We start from the raw sequence: 18,412 nt of genomic DNA on the forward strand, positions 1-18,412 counted from the left end.
CCGACCACGGGCCGGCCATCAGGGACCAATCGGGGAACCGGTGGTTGCGGCGAGGCTGTTCGGGCACCATTGAGCCCATGGGCACCGAAGTGTCGGAGCACGAGTTCACCGGCGAAGACCGCGTGCGGTTTCGCAGGCAGGTGGGTCGCGCCACCGACGCCATCGCCCGAATGCTGGCCGACGGTCTGTTCACCGACCACGGTCGGCCGCCGGAACCGTTGCTCGGCATGGAGGTCGAACTCAACCTCGTCGACGAACAGATGAGTCCGGCCATGGCGAACGCGGCCGTCCTCGACGCGATCGCCGACCCGGATTACCAGACCGAACTCGGGCAGTTCAACATCGAGATCAACGTGTCGCCGCGACCATTCGTCAGCGACGACACCATCTCCCTCGAACAGGCCCTGCGAACCTCGCTGAACCGGGCCGAGGAGCGCGCCGCGCAGACCTCGAATCACCTGGTCATGATCGGGATGCTCCCCACGTTGCGGTCGGAACATTTTGCGCATCAATGGATCTCCGCGAATCCTCGCTACGACCTGCTGAACGAGCAGATCTTCGCCGCGCGCGGCGAGGATCTCGAGATCGACATCAGCGGAATCCCACTCGGCGACGGCCATCCGACCGAGCGACTGCACACCACGACCGACTCCATCCTGCCCGAGGCCGCCTGCACATCGCTCCAATTGCACTTGCGCGTGGCCCCGGAAGACTTTGCCTCGCACTGGAATGCGGCACAGGCCATCTCCGGCGTCCAGGTTGCGCTGGCGGGGAACTCGCCGTTCCTCGCCGGCACCGCACTGTGGCACGAGAGCCGCATACCGGTGTTCGAGCAAGCCACCGACACGAGGCCGTTGGAGCTCAAGAATCAGGGCGTGCGCCCACGGGTGTGGTTCGGCGAGCGGTGGATCAACACCATCTTCGACCTGTTCGAGGAGAACACGCGGTACTTTCCGGCACTGCTGCCGGTGTCCACCGACGTCGATCCGCTCGCCGAACTCGACGCCGGACGCATTCCCACCCTCGACGAACTGCGGCTGCACAACGGAACCGTCTACCGCTGGAACCGACCGGTGTACGACGTGGTCGACGGTCACGCTCACCTCCGGGTGGAGAACCGTGTACTGCCCGCGGGCCCGACGGTCATCGACACCATGGCCAACGCGGCGTTCTATTACGGGGCGGTCCGGGGCTTGGTCGAATCCGATCGTCCGCTGTGGTCGCAGATGTCGTTCAACGCGGCCGCCGAGAATCTGCAGGCCGGCGCCCGTGCCGGACTCGAGGCCCAGCTCTACTGGCCCGATGTCGGTTGGGTACGTCCCGACGAACTGACATTGCGTCGCCTGCTGCCGCTGGCCGACGAGGGACTACGTGCTTTCGGCGTGTCCGGCAAGGCACGTTCCCGATACCTCTCCGTCATCGAAGGCCGTTGCATCAACCGCCAGACCGGATCCGCGTGGCAACGAAAGGCTGCGGTCGCCCGACTCGACGCCGGAGAGAACCGGGCCGACGCGCTGCGCGGGATGCTGCGCGACTACGTCACACTCATGCACGAGGGCGAACCGGTACACACCTGGCCGATCTGAGCAGGTCTCGGATTTCGACAATCGCACACTTCGCCTACAGGAAACATGTAGTGCCGCAACATTGATCGCCCGCATGGCCGAACGCGACCATGAGAGCATGACCGACACAGTCGCCCTTCGTCCGCCCACTCTGCACTCTGCAGCCCTGCAGGAGGTGATCGATGCCATCGCCGACGATGCGTCACGCCGCCGCACCTCCGGAGGCGGTCGCCCCCACGCCGCTCTTGAACTGGTACGACGCCACCGCCTCGGTGCCGTGCGGGTCCCCTCCGAACTCGGTGGCGGCGGATACACCAAACGCGAGTTCTACGAACTGGTGATCCGTCTCGCGCAGGCAGACCCCGATGTGCCACACATCCTGCGGGTGCACTGGGGATTCACCGAGGACCGTCTGCGGTTGCGCGGGCAGGAGACCCATCGCGACTGGATATCGCAGATCGTCGCGGGAGTCCTGTTCGGTGGCGCATCGTCGGAACTGTCCACGCGCCCCGTGGGCACTCACTCCTACGAGACCACCCTCACCCCGGACGGCGCAGGCTACCGTCTCAACGGCCGCAAGTTCTACAGCACCGGGAGTCTCTACTCGGACTTCCTGCGGATCACCGCCGATGACGAATCGGGGCAGCAACATTCGGCACTGATCCCGGCCGACCGGGAGGGAGTCACCCACCTGGACGACTGGGACGGCATCGGCCAAGCCGAGACGGGTAGCGGGACAACCGTACTGGACAACGTCTTCGTCCACCGCGCCGAATTGGTCCCTTTCGAAGGCCCGGCTGATGTGCGTCGTCCACGCCAGTCACAACCGCAGCTCATCCTGCACGCGATCGCGGCCGGGATATTGCGATCGGTGGTCGCCGACGCCGTTGATCACCTGCACAAGCGTCGGCGCACATACGTTTTCGCCGCAGCGCCCGAACCGACGCGGGACCCGCAACTGCTCGAGACGGTCGGGCGGTTGTCGTCGGCGGCGTTCGTCGCCGAGGCCACCGTCCTCGCCGCCGCCGACGCACAGGACCTGGCCGCCGACCACACCCTGACCGGTGGTATCCCGGACGATGCCCTGGAGCTGCGGGCATCCCTGCTCGCCGCGCAGACCAAGGTCGGCATCGAGGATCTGGCGCTGAAGGCCGCTAGTGACCTGTTCGCGATCGGTGGGGCATCCGCCACCCGCGCGTCGGCCGGACTGGACCGGCACTGGAGAAACCTTCGGACGCTGTTCTCCCACAACCCCACTCAGTACAAAGCCCGCGCCATCGGCGACGCCGTCGTCAACGACGAGCCTCTCCCCCGGGTGGGCTTCTTCTGACCCCGGCGGTCGCCGCCGCGCCGATCAGGATGCGACACCGATCGGCGCGGCGGTGTGCGCGTGCACGATCTCGTCGGCGATCGATCGCAGGATATCCAGTGCTGCTGAGGTGTTCGGATCCTGCCGCCGACCGGCGCGCACCACCGCGCTGATCTCGCGGCTCTCCAGCTCCACGTCATCGACCACAAGCGAGCGCAGATGCTCCGGCACCGACAACCGAGGGACGATCGCAGGTCCGACCCCGGTGGCCGCGAGGTCACAGATGTTGCGCGCCCCGATGAGGCGGTGCTTGATCCGCGGTATGAAATCGGCACGTTCACCAGCGCGCAGCACCGCTACGCCGAGGCCCGAGTTCTCCGGGCCGGTCACCCAGGATGCGTCGGCCAGCGCGGCGATACCGCTGTCGTGGATCGGCAGATGCAACCGCGCAGGAGCCATGAGCACAAGGGGCTCGCTCACCAGGGCAATATTGCGGAGCCCACCCAGGGACTCGTGTGCCCCGAAACCGTAGGTGCAGGTGATCGCCAGATCGATCTCTCCCTGACGTAGCAGCCGCAACGCCGGGCCACGATCCTCTTGACGGAGTTGCACGTGGATGTCGGGGGCGTCGATGCCCAGCCGCGCGACCATCGGCGCGGCGAGCAACGAGATGCCCATGTTGAACGAGGCGACCACCAGCTGCCCTGAGTTGCGGTCCTGCGTGGCCGCGACCGCGGTCATCGCTTCGTCCACCGCCCCCAGCACCCTGCGGGCATGGTCGGCGAGCACAACGCCACCGCGAGTCAAACCCAGACTCCGGCCGACTCGGCGGAACAGCGTGGCGCCGACCTCGTCCTCGAGCACCCGCAGCTGTTGGGAGACTGCCGAACTGGTGATGCCTCGCCGGTCGGCGACAGCCGTGACGGTACCGAGTTCGGCGAGATCACAGAGCAACATCATGCGGCGCAGGTCGAGCATCGCAGATCACCTACCGAGATCGGGAGTGCGCCGCAGTCCGATCACACCGGGACACGGGGCCGCGCACTCGGCGGAAGGACTGGGTACAGGATGAGTGGAGCTCAACCGCACGATGACGGCGCTCGAGGACGAAGGCGGCGAGGTGCTGTCAGCGACGACAGCCAGAGCTGCAGTCGCGCATCAGGTCCACGTGTCGACGGCTGACGAGGGCGAGCTGTTTCACACCGAAAGATATAACACAACGCCCTGCGGCAAGACCCGAGGTGATCGTCGAGATCTGCGCGGTGAGACTCGAAACCTCTCCAGTCCAAGGGAATTCGTCGACAACGGGGTCCGGATCATGCTGACTTTATCCACGTCACGTCCCGACCGCCCCACCGTCAACCAAACCCGCACACCCGACACCCCACCGCCAGTCAAGTAACGACAAACCAGCCCACACACCCGACACCCCACCGCCGGTCGAGTAGCGACGAGCGAGCCTGCGAGCCCGACGCGTATCGAGACACGACCAACCCGCGAGCCACCTCAGCGCGCAGGCATCACCGGGATCGAATACTGGTGCAGCGGTTCACCTTCGAACTTGTGCAGCCACTTCTCGACGAACGCGAACGTCTCGTCGTGCCCGTCGGTGATCCCCAACGTCTTCTCCATCATGACAACCCTCGACACGCTCGTCATCAGCACGATCGCCACCGCCGCCGGGAAGCGATCCGGGTCGGCACCGTAGTTGGGCAGCAGCTCCTCGATCGCTTCGCGCGCCTCGCGGCGCAGTTGACCCGAGTACCGCGCGAGTTCGGCACGCAACTCCTTGCGATGGTTCGCCAGCGCGACGAGCTCAGCGGTGAACTTGGCTACCGTCGGTTCGATGCTGAACTGCCACAGCGCCCAGAGCGGCTGCGGTGAGCGGAGCAACTTGCGCTGTTGCTCGAGACCGGATTGTGCGCGGCGGCGAAACATCTCCAGAAACAACTCGTCCATCGTCCGGAAGTAGTAGTGCACCAATTGCGGTTTCAAACCGGCCGCCTCGGCAACACGTCGCGAAGTGACTGCCGCATAGCCTTTTTCGACCATGAGCTGCTCCGCGGCATCCAACAGAATCGACCGGTTACGGGCCTCTGGGGACCCGAGTCTGCGTCCCGTCTCCACGCGCCACCTCTCATTCGAGAATTCGCCTCACTGTAGCCCGACAATCCACCCAGACCGCCAAATTGTGTGACCTTGACCTCACATCTGCAGCCGTGGTAATCATGGTCACACGATGCTGAGCGACCGCTCAGCATCACGGTACAGCCCAGGCAGCCCGCAAACAGTCAAAAAGCAACTCGGGGGGAATCGCGACACAGGTGCGCGTTCACCCTGTCGACCCGCAGGAGGAACGTTGAGTGAGCTCAAGGATTCGCTGTTCGACCTGAATTTCTTCACCGCACAAGAACTTGTCCCCGACCCCTATCCCTACTTCGACGAGCTCCGCGAGAAGGGCCCGGTCACCCGAGAGCCCCACATGGGTGTATACGCCGTCACCGGCCACGCCGAAGCGGTTTCGGTCTTCAAGGACACGGAGAATTTCTCCTCCTGCATCTCCGCCACCGGCCCCTACCCGGGGTTGCCGTTCACGCCCGACAGCGATGACATCAGCGCCCAGATCGAGAAGCATCGCTCCGAACTGCCACTACACGAGCACATGGTCACCATGGACCCGCCCGATCACACCCGGGCACGCAGTCTCCTGAGTCGACTGCTGACACCGCGGCGCATCCAGGAGAACGAAGAGTTCATGACGCGCCTGGCCGACCGGTACATCGACACGTTCCTCGCCAACGGCAGCACCGAGCTGATGCACGACTACGCAAAGCCCTTCGCGCTCTTGACGATCGCCGACTTTCTCGGTGTTCCGGAAGAAGATCACGAGGAGTTCCAGATCGCCCTCGGCTCACCGCGACCGGGCGCGCGACCGGGCGCGCTCGACCTCGAAGTGATGGCCGACAACCCGCTGCAATGGCTCGACGACAAGTTCAGTGCGTACATCGAGGATCGCCGCAGCGCACCGCGCGGAGACGTGCTGACCGGGCTGGCCGAAGCGAAGTACAAGGACGGCAGCACGCCTGAGGTCATCGAGGTCGTCCGCACCGCAACCTTCCTGTTCGCCGCAGGCCAGGAGACCACCACCAAACTGATCAGCGCGGCACTGCGCATCATCGCCGAGCGCCCGGACCTGCAACAGCAGCTTCGCGACGATCCGGATCTGATCCCGCTCTTCGTCGAGGAGACCCTGCGGATCGAGAGCCCTGTGAAGAGCGCGTTCCGGGTCGCCCGCCGCGACACCACCGTCGGAGACGTGCACGTGCCCGTGGGCTCGACCGTGATGGTCTGCCCGGGTGCGGTGAACCGTGACCCCGATCAGTTCCCCGAGTCCGAGACCTTCGACGTCAACCGGACCAACGTGCGTGAGCATCTCGCCTTCGGACGCGGAATCCACTCGTGCCCGGGAAGTCCCCTGGCCCGTGTCGAAGGTCGGGTCACGATCGAGAAGTTCCTCGACCGGATGGATGACATCCGCCTGTCGGAGGCACATCACGGACCCGCCGGCGAGCGCCGTTTCGACTACGAGCCCACCTACATCCTGCGCGGCGTCACCAATCTCCACCTGGACTTCACGCCGAAGGAGGGCGGCGCCGCGTAGACCCCACCCGGCACGCGCCACCGCACCGAGCTGACGCCAGTACCGATCGGCCACACCCACAGCCCTGGGTGATGACCAATCCGCGATGAGCCGCTCTTTCGGCTCTGCCAATCAGGGCCTCCTCACCGGCTCTGCGATTCGGATACAGGGCAAGAGAGGCACCGCATGGCGACCGTAGATCAACAGGCATCCTGGCGTGTTCCGCGCCGCAGCTCGACTGCCACCCGCAGGGACGACGAGGTCCCACCCGACACCAAGTCGGCACAGGACGAGATCTTCGACTGGATGCGCGGCTATGCCAGACGGCATCCGATTGCTTCACTGGAAACCGTTGGTGGACAGTGCATTCTCGGACTCCGGACGATCGCCTACCTGTTCCAGGATCTGTTCACGCTCAAGTTCCCGGTGGCCGAGTTCGTCCGGCAGTCGGCGTTCATGGCCTCCGCATCGGCGATGCCGACGGTGTTCGTCGCCATCCCGATCGGGATGACACTGTCGATCCAGTTCGCCCTGCTGGCCGCCCAGGTCGGTGCCACGTCTCTCGCCGGGGCGGCCAGCGGTCTCGCCGTCATCCGGCAGGGGGCGCCGATGGTGGCCGCCCTGCTGATGGCAGCGGCCGCGGGCTCCGCGGTGTGCGCAGATCTCGGCTCGCGCAAGATCCGTGACGAGATCGACGCGATGGAGGTGATGGGACTCTCGGTCATCCGGCGACTGGTGGTTCCCCGACTGGCCGCCGCGGTGGTGGTGAGTGTCGCACTGACAGGCATCATCTGCTTCGTCGGGTTCTTCTCCGGCTACGTGTTCAACGCCTTCATGCAGGAGGGCACCCCGGGCACCTTCGTCGACACCTTCGCCTCCTTCGCCACGGTGCCCGATTTCATCCTCACGATGATCAAGGCAGTGGTCTTCGGAGCCATTGTCGCCATCGTGGCGTGTCAGAAGGGACTGTCCACCAAGGGCGGTCCCGCCGGTGTCGCCAACTCCGTCAATGCCACGGTGGTGGCGTCGATCATCCTGCTGATGCTGGTCAACGTCGGCTTCACCCAGCTCTACGTGACGCTCTTCCCGCGGACCGGCTTCTGATGGCCGCGCCGTATTACCCGCCCGGTACCCGCCCCTTCGTCCGTGTGGCGTCGGCGGTCACCGACGCACTGGCCAAAGCCGGCCACATCGCGGTCTTCTTCATCCGGGCCCTGGCATCGATCCCGTTGGCACTCAAGCACTACGGCAAGGAGACGATGCGGGTCATCTCCGACGTCACCTGGGGCAACGGTTCCATCGTGGTGGGCGGCGGTACCGCGGGCGTCATCATCGTGCTCGGCGCATCGGCAGGCGCGATCGTCGGCATCGAGGGCTACAACGCACTCCATCTGCTGGGTATGGAGCCGGCGGCAGGCATGGTCGCCTCGACCACCACGACCCGTGAACTCGCACCGATCATGGCGTCGCTGGCCTTTGCCGCTCAGGCGGGTTGCCGTTTCACCGCCCAGCTCGGCGCCATGCGCATCTCCGAGGAGATCGATGCGCTCGAGTCGATCGCGATCCGGCCGATCCCATACCTGGTCTCGACTCGCCTGTTCGCCTCCGTGATCGCCGTGATCCCCCTGTACCTGCTGTGCCTGGCCCTCAATTATCTTGCGGTGCAGACGATCGTCGGACTCGCAGGGGGCCTGTCCGGCGGCACCTATCAGCACTACTTCGAGCTGGTCCTCAATCCTGCCGACGTGTTGTACTCGCTGGCGAAGGCCATCATCTTCGTCATCATCACCTCGACTGTGCAGTGCTACTACGGCTTCTATGCCAGTGGCGGGCCGCAGGGCGTTGGCACCGCGGCCGGACGCGCCATGCGTGCTGCGATCTCCACGATGATCGTCGCCAACCTGCTGCTCACCATCGTGTTCTGGGGAATCGATTCCGCGGCAAGGCTGAGTGGGTAGTCATGGTGGGGGGATTCGAGGAGGGGCCTCGGGGGCTCACGCGCAGGACCTTCGCGATCAGCGGTCTGATCGCCCTGCTGATCATCGCCGTCGCGCTCGCCGCGGTCTGGCAGAAGGCCGACGGCGCCTACACCGAGACCGTCAAGGTCACCGCGGCGCTGACCGACGTCGGTGACGGTCTGCCCAAGAAGTCCGACGTCAAATACCGCGGCGTGTTGGTCGGCGCGGTGCGCGCCGTGACCCCGGAGTCCGCCGGGCAACCCAACATCGTCGAGATCGATCTGGAACCGGCTCGCGCAGCGGGCATCCCGAACACCGTGACGGCACGAGTGGTGCCCAGCAATCTGTTCGCGGTCTCGTCGGTGCAACTCGTCGACAACGGCCCGGCGACCCCGATCACGGCGGGCGCGGTGATCCCCGAGGACCAGAACAAGCAGACCGTCCAGTTCCAGACCACCCTGTCGCAGTTGCGCGACATCGTCGCGGCATCGGCGCGCGATCGATCCGACGACACCATCGGACTGCTGGCGGCCGTGGCCGCCGCCACGGATCGCCGTGGCGCCGACATCGCCAGGGCTGGTGCACAACTCGACCGGATCACACGCCAGCTCAACACGGTGATGACCCCGGGTGGCCCGTCGTCGCTGCGAGCGCTCAACAAGGCGGTCACCGGCCTGCGCACCGCGGCCCCCGATCTCCTCGACGCCCTGCACGCATCCGTCGTCCCGATGCAGACGGTGGTCAAGGAATCCTCGGAGCTGACCGACTTCCTCGCCGCGGCGAAGAAGACCACCGGTCGTGTCGACGAGGCGATGACCAACAACGTGGACCGCCTCATCTCGATCACCACGACGGCTGCGCCGGTCGCGGACGTCGTCGCCCGCGGCAGCAGCTCGTTCACCGGGATCGTCACCGAGATCGGCGTCATCTCCGACAAGTGGTTCACCGAGTTCTGGCCGCGCGGGCTGGCCAACGGGCGGGGCAAGTTCATGTTCCAGTTCACCCCGCACCGGCTGTACACGCGGGCCGACTGCCCCCGCTACGGCAACCTCGAAGGCGCCAGCTGCCATACCGCACCGAACACGGTCTCGCCCCCGGTCATCATGCAGCGCAAGGGAATGACCCCGGGCTATCGCCCGGCGGCGATGGGCGGCAACGTGGGCTCGGTCGGCAGTGCCGACGAGCAGGACCGCCTCGGAGGCCTGGTCGGCGGTCCCCCGGTCACCACGGCTCTCCTACTTGGCCCGCTGGCCCGCGGCTCCGACATCACCGTCACGCCGGCGCCACCGAAGAACACCGACCACGACGGACAGGGGACACGATGAGCATCCGACGTCCGTTGATCGGGTTGGCGATCTTCCTGGTCGTCGCGATCGGTCTGACCTCGACGGTCGTGGTGACCCTGCGCCGCGATGTGGACGGGAACTCGACCGCCTACACCGCACACTTCACCGACGTCACCGGCCTCAAGGCAGGCGACGACGTGCGCATGGCGGGAATCCGCGTGGGGCGCGTCGACTCGGTCTCCCTGGCGGGCACGGTGGCGCAGGTCAGGTTTCGCGTCGAATCCGATCAGGTGGTCGACGGGAACACCAAGGCTTCGATCACCTACCAGAACATCGTCGGACAACGCTATCTCGGTCTGTCACGCGGCGACTTCGACGATCCCGGCCCCCTGCACAACCATGAGATCCCGATCGCACACACCGAACCGTCCTTCGACATCTCTTTGGTGCTCAACGGTTTCGAGCCTCTGTTCAGCGTCCTCGATCCCCGCCAGGTCGAGAACGTGACGAGTGCGATCATTCGATCGCTACAGGGTGACACCGGGTCGATCGCCACCCTGATCGCGCAGACCTCCACCCTCGCCGAATCCGTCGCCGGTCCCGACCAGGTGCTCGGCGACGTCATCACCCGCCTGTCGGACGTGGTGGGCACCCTCGCCAACCAGCGCGGCAACATCGACAGCGTGGTCACCCGGTCCCGGGAGATCTTTGTTCGGCTGTCGGAGAAGGAGAACGAGTTCCTTCCCGCACTCGACAGCACGGCGCACGTCGTCGACCGGGCCGCCTCGATGGCTGCGGGCGCGCTGCCCGAGTTCCAGGAGATGCTCGATCGCGAACCCGGTTTCATCGGCCACTTCCTGGCCAACAAGGAACCGTTCGCCTACCTCGGATACAACCTGCCACCGCTGCTGAAGGGTCTTGCCCGAGTCACCCAGAGCGGCGCCTACATCGACACCTATCTGTGCAATTTCAACGTGACCCTCCTCCCCGCGCTCAGCACCGTCATCCCGTCCGTCGTCGCGGCCGCCACTCCCGGCGGTCGGGTCACCCAGTCCCCGGTCTGCAGGTGAGCGGAATGTTCGAACGCATCCGCGCCGCGGCCCGCCGCCAACGGTCCATCCCGCTGGAGAACCGCAGCAAGGCACTGATCGGGGCGGGCGCGCTGCTCGTCATCGCCGTGCTCATCCTCGGCCTGCTGCAGCTGCAGGCGACCGGCGTCGGCAAACGTGACATCGAGGCCCAATTCGTCCAGGCCGCCGGGGTCTCCAAGGGCGATGCGGTCAACATCGCCGGGGTCCAGGTGGGTCGGGTGACGAGCATCGAATTGTCGGGGACCTACGTGACCGTCGGCCTCGAGGTCGACGACACCGTCGCCCTCGGCGACGCGACGGAGGCGTCGATCAAGCTGACGACCCTGCTCGGCACTCGCTACGTCGAGGTGAAACCGGCCGGTTCGGGATCGTTGCCCGAGTCGACGATCCGCCTGTCGCACACCCACGTTCCCTACGATCTGCAAGAGGTGCTGCAGAACGCCACCGTCACGTTCGAACAGGTGGACGCCGACAAGATCGGCCAGTCGATGACGACACTGTCCCGTCAACTCGACCAGACGCCCACGTTGATCCCCCAGGTCCTCGACAACGTCGAGAACCTGTCCGCGATCATCGCCGACCGCCGCAGCCAGATCGGTCAGCTCCTCACCAGCACCGAGCAACTGACCACCGTGGTGCGTCAGCAGCAGTCCGATCTCGGCGAACTCGTCACGCGCGGTGACCAATTGCTACGCGCGGTGCTGACGCGTCGTGTCATGATCCAGCGGATGCTCGACGCGACGACCGAGGTCGTCGGTCGTCTCCGTCAGGTCGTCGTCGACGACAAGGCGGGGGTGAACAAGCTCGTGTCCAATCTCGACGGACTCCTCGCCTCCCTTCGCCGCAACGATGCACTGTTGCGCAACACGCTGGAGGTACTGCCCATCTCGGTGCGGAACTTCGCCAATGCGACCGGCACCGGCAACGAGGTGGACTTCACGTCACCGTCCGGCCCGCTGATCGACTCGTGGATGTGCGCCATCTCCAAACAGGCCGATCTCGCCCACCTCCCGCCGTACTTCAAGGACTGCCGATGAGCAAGGTCGTCAAACGAATCCTCATCGTCGCCGTGGTGGCACTGCTGGTGACGGTGGGGGTGCGCACGTTGCGTCCGGACAAGGACTCCCTGGACGTGGTCGCCCAATTCGACAGCGCCTCAGGACTCTTCGTCGGCAACGCCGTCTCCGTCCTGGGGATGAAGATCGGCAAGGTCACCCGCATCACCCCGCGCGCCACCTCGGTCGAGGTCGCCATGAGCATGGACCCCGACATCCCGCTGCCCGCCGACGTGTCCGCGGTGACGGTCTCCACCTCGGTCCTCACCGATCGCCACATCGAACTGACACCGCCGTACCGATCCGGTCCCCGGCTCGCCGACGGCGCCGTCATCGACCTCTCCCGCACCAAGACACCGGTGGACGTCGACCGTTCCCTCGCGATGGCCGACAAGTTGTCGCTGAGCCTGGAGGGCGACCGTCGAGGTGGCGGCCCCATCGCCGACATCCTCTCCGCCGGATCGGCGACCACCTCGGGCAACGGCGACGGCATCCGATCGGCGTTGACCTCGCTGTCGAAAGCGCTCGCACTCGGTTCCGATCACGGCGCCGCGACCCGCGAGGCGCTCACCACGACGGTGGACAATCTCTCCACGTTGAGTGACGCCGCAGCGCGCAACGACGGCGCCATTCGCCGGTTCGGCTCGTCCATCCAGCAGATCGCGGATCTGTTCGCCGCCCAGCAGATCGGGTGGGGTACCACCGGAGCTCAGCTCAACAGCATCCTCGCGGAGACGACGACACTGCTCGCCCAGCGTCGCACCTCGATGCGCAGCACCGTGACAAGTGCCAACACGGTCGTCAAGACACTCGCCGACTATCGACGATCGCTGGCCGAGTTCCTCGACGTGACACCACTTCTCCTCGACAACGCATACAACTCCATCGACCAGCGCAACGGCATCGCCCGCGTGCACGCCCAGCTGGAAAAGGTGTTCTTCGACAGCCAGCTGGTCAAGGAGGTGTGCAACGTCCTGAAGCTCAAACAGCTCGGCTGCAACACCGGCACGCTTCGCGACTTCGGACCCGACTTCGGCATGAGTGCGATGCTCGAGGGCCTGGCGAAGGAGACCCCATGACGCGGTGGTTCCTCCTCAGAATGGTCGGCCTGGTGATGGTCGGGTTCCTCGTGGCGGGTTGTGGAGTCGGTCTCGGAGACCTTCCACTGCCCAAGCGCGACAGCGGGACCGGGGATTCGTACACGGTGACCGCCACCTTCGAGAACGCACTGAACCTGCCGAACCAGGCGAAGGTGCGGCTCAACGGCGCCGACGTCGGGGAAGTCGACTCGATGCGCGTCCGTGACTACACCGCCCTGGTCGATCTACGGATCCGCGACGATGTGCAGTTGCCTGTCGGAACCCATGCCGAACTCCGCTCTGCCACACCGCTGGGTGATGTCTTCGTGGCGCTGACACCGCCGAAGACCGACGCACAAGGCGCAGGATTCCTGGACGACGGTGGAACCATCCCGGTCTCCGACACCGGAGCCGCGTCGACGGTCGAAGAGGTGCTCGCCACCTCGGCTCTCCTCGTCAACGGCGGTGTGCTGCGTGACCTGACCAACATCATCAACGGTCTCGGCCGCACCGTCGGCGACCGCGGTGACGACATGGCCACACTGATCGCACAGTCCACCCGACTCGTCTCCTCGCTGTCGCGTCGATCCGGCGAGATCCGGGCCGCGCTGAACCAGACCGATCGCCTGGTGTCGACGATGTCGCGACGCAAGAGCGCGCTCAACGACGCCGTGGCCGCAGCCGGTCCCGCCCTCGACGTCATCTCCGCACACACCGACGAGATCCTGGGTCTCGTGAACCAGATCGGCCACATCAGCACCACCCTGTCACGTTTCCCGTCGGTCAAGACCGGGGAGACACAGCACCTGGCGGCCAACCTCAATCGAATCTCCCAGCAGCTCAATCGGGCCGCAACTACGCCGGGTGTGGAGGTCGAGGCGATGAACGAATTGTTGGCCCCGGTCATCAAGATCACCAATTCCACAGCTGCACATGTGGATGCCGATCTCCAGGATCTCGCCATCGGAGCCCTGGTGGATCCTCGCCACAAGGCAGACCCGGGGAGCAGGATTCCCGACATCAGCGATGTCAACAATTTCGCCGGCACTCTCGCCTACACCCTCGAACGACTCCGCAAGAAGATGGTGCCTCCACGATGACCGCAACCTCGCACGCCCCCAGCACCTTTCGCGTCGGCGACGTACCCGCTCGCGGCATCACGGGTGCGGTCCGCGTCGCCGTCCGGCATCGACTGCTGCTGTCGACGATCGGCCTCGTGGTGATCCTGCTCCTCGGTATCGGCTACCTGGCGTTCGGGATCTTCCACACCTCGCCCGCCGACAACACCATCACGGTCCGAGTCCATCTCCAGCAGTCGGGCGGTCTGCTCGCCCAACGAAAGGTCACGCTGCGAGGTGTACCCGTCGGACACATCGTCTCGGTCGACCTCACCCGTGACGACGTGGTCGCGGTCGCCTCGATCGATTCGTCGGTGAAGATCCCGATCAATGGTGAGGTGCGTGTCGCGGGGCTCTCGTTCGCCGGCGAGCAGTACCTCGATTTTCGTCCGACCGACGATTCCGGACCGTTCCTGAGCGACGGCACCCAGATCAGCGTCGACCGCACCTCCACACCGCTGCCGCTCGCCGATCTGCTCGATGACATGGGCGGCATGCTCGCGCAGATCGACCCGGAGAAACTTCACACCATCAGCAGTGAACTCGGCGTCGGACCAGCCGGACCCGAGAAGCTGCGACAGATCATCGACGGCGGGACCTTCCTCATTTCGACACTGGATTCGGTGATGCCACAGACCGTTTCACTGATCCGATCGAGCCGAACGGTGCTGACCACACTCGGACAGGGCGGGCCGGCGCTGACCGAGGCGTCGCGCGACATCGATCGGATCATGACCGGGGTGTCGCGGACCCCGAAGGGTTTTCACACCCTGCTGTCGCGCACCCCACCGCTGCTGCGCAACGCCGACGCGATCATCGCCGACAATTCGCCGACAATGGTGCAGCTGCTGGGCAACCTGGCGACGGTGACCCAGCTGGCGTATTTGCGCATTCCGGCTCTGAACGAGTTCTTCTTCCCGCAGAATCGGGATGGCTCGGCGTTACATGCACTCACCACGACGATGCGTGACGGTGGCATCTGGGCTGCGGTCAACATCTATCCACGCAACTCATGCGATTACGACCTCCCGAGGCTTCCCGCCTCACAACCCGACCATCCGGAACCATTCCTGAACACGTACTGCCCCAACACGGACCCGAGCGTGTTGATCCGTGGGGCGCGAAACGCCCCGCGTCCTCCGGGTGACGACACCGCAGGCCCGGGGCCCGGCGTCGCGCCTGATGCTCGCACACAACCGACACCCCACGGGCCACAGTCGATCCCGCTTCCGTTCGGCGGTCCCGCACTGCCCCAGAACTGATCCGCCGTCCAGCCCCAACGAAAGGAGATCCGATGAGCAAGACGACAACCGTCACTCGCGGGGACACCGAAGTAGACGACGACGCAGCGGTCGAGACCGCACCGGAGACCACGGGCGGCCCGGAGTCCGACGGTCCCGACACGAGCACCGACGCCGACACGAAGGCGGGTCCCGACGACGAGGCGGGCACCGACGATACGGCGGCAGGTCACGCACAGCCCCCGGGCCGATTTCGCAAGTTGGCCGCGTCCGGTCGGTTCCGACGCTTCGGTGCCGCCGCCGTCGCCGTGATCGCGGTGGCCGCGCTCGCATGTGCCGTATGGTTCGGCTGGCAGCTCAAGTCCGAACGGGCCACCGACGACGCCGCATCGGCGGCACAGGATGTGGCGCGGGACTACGCGGTCACGCTCACCAGCGTCAGCGCCGACTCGATCGATCAGGATTACGCCGCGGTTCTCGACGGCGCCACCGGCGAGTTCAAGAGCATGTATTCGAAGTCGAGTGCCCAACTGCGGCAACTCCTCGTGGACAACAAAGCCAATGCGGAAGGCAAGGTCATCGCGTCCGGCGTCGAGTCGGCGTCGCCGAACAAGGTCGTGGTCATGCTGTTCGTCGACCAGTCGGTGCGTAACGCATCGACGCCCGAGCCACGGATCGACCGCAGCCGCGTCGAGATGACGATGGAGCTCGTGGACGGACGGTGGCTGGCCTCGAAGGTCGACTTGCCATGACCGGACCGAGACCGGCCCCGGTCGGAGATCACCGAAGCCGGAGCCGTGCTCACGCGAGTTCCGGTCGCCCTCGGGGAACAGGCGTCACCTGTTCCCCGAGGGGCGCCGCACGGCACTAGCCCACGCCGGGGACCGGGACCTGCGCCCCGGTGACGGCCGAGCCCGCGTCGGAGAGCAGGAATGCGACCGTCTGGGCGATGGATTCCGGTGACACCCAACCCTTTCGGGTCGAATCGGGTTGCGATTCGCGGTTACCGGGAGTGTCGATCACCGACGGCAGGATCGCGTTCGCGCGGATGCCGTCGCCTTTGTACTCGGCAGCGAGGGCACTGATGAACGCCCACACGGCGGCCTTGGAGGTGATGTAGCCCGCGGCGCCGGAGAACGGCGCGAACGCCGCCTTCGCCGACACTCCCACGATGGAGCCGCCCCCGGCCTCGATCAGGGCGGGCACCGCAGCGTGGCTGAGCAGATACAGCGGGCGCAGATTCAATCGCAACAGCTTGTCGAAGTCGTCGATCGGCGTCTCGTGGACGCGGCCTCCCATGGCGAACCCGCCGACGAGGTTCACCACACCCGACAACGGCGCGTCTGCGTCGGTCGTCGCCGCCTCCACCACCGACCGTGCACCGTCGGGGTCGAAGAGATCCGCTTCGAGGAGCGTGAGTCGTTCCGACGACGGCAACCTCGACAACTCTGCTTCGACGACCCAGGGGACGACCACCCGCAGACCCGCATCCAGAAGCGTCGTCGTCACCGCCGTTCCGAGCCCTCCGGTACCTCCCGACACGATGACGGTCTTCGTCATGGCACTCCACCTTCCCGGTCACGTCGTCCGTGACGACAATACGATTCTCGTTTCAGAGAATGATGCTATCGTGATGACAGCATCGCTCCCCGGCCCCATCACCGGTTCGTCGTCCACGAACCGCCGACGCGAAGGACCCGCCCTGAACGATCCCGCCCTCGGCTCCGCTCGGCAAGCCCTCTACGACACCGGATTGCGAATCCGTTCCGACGTCGTCGGCGCCGAGTACGTCACCGAGTCCCTGTCCCGCAACTCCGGAGCCGACGGAGAGGCGCTGCAGGAGTACGTCACCGAGACCGTATGGGGGTCGGTGTGGTCACGTCCCGGACTCGACCGCCGCAGCCGGAGCCTGATGACCATCGGGATGCTCGTGGCCCTCAATCACCACGCAGAACTCGCCGTACACGTGCGGGCCGCACTCGGCAACGGCCTCACCCGCGACGAGATCGTCGAGTCGATCATCCATGCGACCGCCTACTGCGGCACACCGGCCGGGATCGCGGCCATGCGGGTGACACAAGAGGTCCTCGAGCGTGAGCTCGGCCCCCGAACCGACGCCGGAGAACATCGATGACCTCCGCACCACTGCCTCATTCGCACGTTGGCATGATCGGCCTCGGCGCGATGGGCGCACCGATCGCGACGAACTTTGTCGACGCAGGTCAGGTGATCCGCGTCGCGGACGCGAGTGACGCAGCACTACAACGGTTCCTGGACGCCCATCCCGGCGGAGCGCAGCCGGGAGGGCTGGAGTCGTGTGACGTCGTGGTGCTGTCGCTGCCCACCAGCGACATCGTCGACGAGGTGCTCTGCGGCGACGACGGACTCCTCGCCCGTCTGCGCCCCGGTTCCACGGTGATCGACATGAGTTCGAGCGTTCCGACCCGCACACAGGCCGTCGCACGCGTCGCCGCGAATCACGACGTCGCCGTTCTCGATGCACCGGTCAGCGGTGGGGTCGCTCGCGCGCGCAATGGGGATCTCGCCGTGATGGTCGGCGGCGAGCGCGCCGTCCTCGACGCCGTCGAGCCGCTGCTCGCCACCACGGCACGCGAGATCATCCACGTCGGCGCGGTCGGCACCGGCCATGCGGCGAAAGCCTTGAACAATCTGCTGTCGGCAATCGGCCTGTACGCTGCCGCCGAGATCCTCGTCGTCGGAAAGAAATTCGGTATCGACTCCGCGACGCTGCTGTCGGTGCTCAATGCCGGTAGCGGACGCAATCAGGCCACCGAGACCAAATTCGAGAAGTTCGTGCTGTCGCGCGCCTTCGACTCGGGATTCACCGCAGCCCTCATGGACAAGGACATCGGGATCGCCCTCGAACTCGCCAACGCGTGCGGCGTCGACCTCGAGGTGGGGTCCGCGCTCGGAGCCGCATGGTCGGCCGCACTGGGCACGTTGGATGGCCGCGCGGATCAGACCGAGATCGTCCGCGCGGTCGAAGCCAGGGCCGACGTCGAGGTTCGCTGAGCCACCGCGACACCCTCGGCCAACCGCTGTGCCGCGA

17 protein-coding genes are annotated in these 18,412 nt (G+C 65.9%); 14 read left to right on the forward strand and 3 right to left on the reverse strand.

Translation table 11 applies throughout. From position 1 onward, the window contains the following. Nucleotides 1-77: 77 nt before the first annotated feature. Both AAFP35_RS13640 and AAFP35_RS13645 read left to right on the forward strand, forming a co-directional pair. Complete coding sequence (locus tag AAFP35_RS13640; RefSeq protein ID WP_419222161.1) at nt 78-1,586, forward strand: glutamate--cysteine ligase; 1,509 nt, start codon at nt 78-80, stop codon at nt 1,584-1,586. Nucleotides 1,587-1,683: 97 nt separating this feature from the next. Next, nucleotides 1,684-2,895, forward strand: a complete 1,212-nt coding sequence (locus tag AAFP35_RS13645) for an acyl-CoA dehydrogenase (protein ID WP_419222162.1) — start codon at nt 1,684-1,686, stop codon at nt 2,893-2,895. 24 nt (nt 2,896-2,919) lie between these two features. Here the strand turns inward: AAFP35_RS13645 and AAFP35_RS13650 are convergent, their stop codons facing one another. Next, nucleotides 2,920-3,852, reverse strand: coding sequence for a LysR family transcriptional regulator (locus AAFP35_RS13650; RefSeq protein ID WP_419222163.1), 933 nt, complete (start codon nt 3,850-3,852; stop codon nt 2,920-2,922). Nucleotides 3,853-4,380: 528 nt separating this feature from the next. Next, nucleotides 4,381-5,001 (reverse strand): TetR/AcrR family transcriptional regulator, encoded by a 621-nt coding sequence (locus tag AAFP35_RS13655; RefSeq protein WP_419222164.1) that lies wholly within the window; start codon nt 4,999-5,001, stop codon nt 4,381-4,383. Nucleotides 5,002-5,233: 232 nt separating this feature from the next. Between AAFP35_RS13655 and AAFP35_RS13660 the strand changes: the two genes are divergently transcribed. From AAFP35_RS13660 to AAFP35_RS13705, 10 genes are all read left to right on the forward strand, one after another. After that, a complete protein-coding gene (locus tag AAFP35_RS13660; protein ID WP_419222165.1) occupies nt 5,234-6,535 on the forward strand; it encodes a cytochrome P450 in 1,302 nt (433 codons plus the stop codon). Nucleotides 6,536-6,820: 285 nt separating this feature from the next. Next, a complete protein-coding gene (locus AAFP35_RS13665; protein WP_419222259.1) occupies nt 6,821-7,618 on the forward strand; it encodes an MlaE family ABC transporter permease in 798 nt (265 codons plus the stop codon). Continuing rightward, on the forward strand, nt 7,618-8,472 hold the full coding sequence (locus tag AAFP35_RS13670; RefSeq protein ID WP_419222166.1) for an ABC transporter permease: 855 nt from the start codon (nt 7,618-7,620) through the stop codon (nt 8,470-8,472). The genes AAFP35_RS13665 and AAFP35_RS13670 overlap by 1 nt, the downstream gene beginning before the upstream one ends. A gap of 2 nt (nt 8,473-8,474) precedes the next feature. Continuing rightward, nucleotides 8,475-9,797 carry an MlaD family protein gene (locus tag AAFP35_RS13675; protein ID WP_419222167.1) on the forward strand — a complete coding sequence of 441 codons (1,323 nt, stop codon included), beginning with the start codon at nt 8,475-8,477 and terminating at the stop codon, nt 9,795-9,797. After that, nucleotides 9,794-10,828, forward strand: a complete 1,035-nt coding sequence (locus tag AAFP35_RS13680; protein ID WP_419222168.1) for an MlaD family protein — start codon at nt 9,794-9,796, stop codon at nt 10,826-10,828. The genes AAFP35_RS13675 and AAFP35_RS13680 overlap by 4 nt, the downstream gene beginning before the upstream one ends. 5 nt (nt 10,829-10,833) lie before the next feature. Next, nucleotides 10,834-11,886, forward strand: coding sequence for an MCE family protein (locus tag AAFP35_RS13685; RefSeq protein WP_419222169.1), 1,053 nt, complete (start codon nt 10,834-10,836; stop codon nt 11,884-11,886). Next, nucleotides 11,883-12,983, forward strand: coding sequence for an MCE family protein (locus tag AAFP35_RS13690; protein WP_419222170.1), 1,101 nt, complete (start codon nt 11,883-11,885; stop codon nt 12,981-12,983). Before AAFP35_RS13685 ends, AAFP35_RS13690 begins: the two co-directional genes overlap by 4 nt. Next, nucleotides 12,980-14,083 (forward strand): MCE family protein, encoded by a 1,104-nt coding sequence (locus AAFP35_RS13695; RefSeq protein ID WP_419222171.1) that lies wholly within the window; start codon nt 12,980-12,982, stop codon nt 14,081-14,083. Before AAFP35_RS13690 ends, AAFP35_RS13695 begins: the two co-directional genes overlap by 4 nt. Beyond that, on the forward strand, nt 14,080-15,363 hold the full coding sequence (locus tag AAFP35_RS13700) for an MlaD family protein (protein ID WP_419222172.1): 1,284 nt from the start codon (nt 14,080-14,082) through the stop codon (nt 15,361-15,363). The genes AAFP35_RS13695 and AAFP35_RS13700 overlap by 4 nt, the downstream gene beginning before the upstream one ends. Before the next feature lie 32 nt (nt 15,364-15,395). Further along, entirely contained in the window at nt 15,396-16,094 is a 699-nt protein-coding gene (locus AAFP35_RS13705) for a hypothetical protein (protein WP_419222173.1), read from the forward strand. 115 nt (nt 16,095-16,209) lie between these two features. Here AAFP35_RS13705 and AAFP35_RS13710 read toward each other — a convergent pair whose 3' ends face one another. Further along, the gene (locus AAFP35_RS13710) at nt 16,210-16,902 is read right to left on the reverse strand and encodes an SDR family oxidoreductase (RefSeq protein ID WP_419222174.1); all 693 of its coding nucleotides are present in this window, start codon (nt 16,900-16,902) and stop codon (nt 16,210-16,212) included. 73 nt (nt 16,903-16,975) lie between these two features. On the opposite strand from AAFP35_RS13710, the gene AAFP35_RS13715 reads away from it, so the two are divergent. Then, nucleotides 16,976-17,476 (forward strand): carboxymuconolactone decarboxylase family protein, encoded by a 501-nt coding sequence (locus AAFP35_RS13715; protein WP_419222175.1) that lies wholly within the window; start codon nt 16,976-16,978, stop codon nt 17,474-17,476. Then, nucleotides 17,473-18,375, forward strand: a complete 903-nt coding sequence (locus AAFP35_RS13720) for an NAD(P)-dependent oxidoreductase (protein WP_419222176.1) — start codon at nt 17,473-17,475, stop codon at nt 18,373-18,375. The genes AAFP35_RS13715 and AAFP35_RS13720 overlap by 4 nt, the downstream gene beginning before the upstream one ends. Nucleotides 18,376-18,412 lie beyond the last annotated feature (37 nt).

The sequence above is a fragment of the Gordonia sp. CPCC 206044 genome (assembly GCF_048537895.1).
Classification (GTDB): Bacteria; Actinomycetota; Actinomycetes; order Mycobacteriales; family Mycobacteriaceae; genus Gordonia.

What these genes read in the sequence shown, in the direction of transcription:
- AAFP35_RS13640 (WP_419222161.1), top strand. Translation starts at nt 78, where the DNA reads ATGGGCACCGAAGTGTCGGAGCACGAGTTCACCGGCGAAGACCGCGTG.
- AAFP35_RS13645 (WP_419222162.1), top strand. Translation starts at nt 1,684, where the DNA reads ATGACCGACACAGTCGCCCTTCGTCCGCCCACTCTGCACTCTGCAGCC.
- AAFP35_RS13650 (WP_419222163.1), bottom strand. Translation starts at nt 3,852, where the DNA reads ATGCTCGACCTGCGCCGCATGATGTTGCTCTGTGATCTCGCCGAACTC.
- AAFP35_RS13665 (WP_419222259.1), top strand. Translation starts at nt 6,821, where the DNA reads ATGCGCGGCTATGCCAGACGGCATCCGATTGCTTCACTGGAAACCGTT.
- AAFP35_RS13670 (WP_419222166.1), top strand. Translation starts at nt 7,618, where the DNA reads ATGGCCGCGCCGTATTACCCGCCCGGTACCCGCCCCTTCGTCCGTGTG.
- AAFP35_RS13675 (WP_419222167.1), top strand. Translation starts at nt 8,475, where the DNA reads ATGGTGGGGGGATTCGAGGAGGGGCCTCGGGGGCTCACGCGCAGGACC.
- AAFP35_RS13680 (WP_419222168.1), top strand. Translation starts at nt 9,794, where the DNA reads ATGAGCATCCGACGTCCGTTGATCGGGTTGGCGATCTTCCTGGTCGTC.
- AAFP35_RS13685 (WP_419222169.1), top strand. Translation starts at nt 10,834, where the DNA reads ATGTTCGAACGCATCCGCGCCGCGGCCCGCCGCCAACGGTCCATCCCG.
- AAFP35_RS13690 (WP_419222170.1), top strand. Translation starts at nt 11,883, where the DNA reads ATGAGCAAGGTCGTCAAACGAATCCTCATCGTCGCCGTGGTGGCACTG.
- AAFP35_RS13695 (WP_419222171.1), top strand. Translation starts at nt 12,980, where the DNA reads ATGACGCGGTGGTTCCTCCTCAGAATGGTCGGCCTGGTGATGGTCGGG.
- AAFP35_RS13700 (WP_419222172.1), top strand. Translation starts at nt 14,080, where the DNA reads ATGACCGCAACCTCGCACGCCCCCAGCACCTTTCGCGTCGGCGACGTA.
- AAFP35_RS13705 (WP_419222173.1), top strand. Translation starts at nt 15,396, where the DNA reads ATGAGCAAGACGACAACCGTCACTCGCGGGGACACCGAAGTAGACGAC.
- AAFP35_RS13710 (WP_419222174.1), bottom strand. Translation starts at nt 16,902, where the DNA reads ATGACGAAGACCGTCATCGTGTCGGGAGGTACCGGAGGGCTCGGAACG.
- AAFP35_RS13715 (WP_419222175.1), top strand. Translation starts at nt 16,976, where the DNA reads ATGACAGCATCGCTCCCCGGCCCCATCACCGGTTCGTCGTCCACGAAC.
- AAFP35_RS13720 (WP_419222176.1), top strand. Translation starts at nt 17,473, where the DNA reads ATGACCTCCGCACCACTGCCTCATTCGCACGTTGGCATGATCGGCCTC.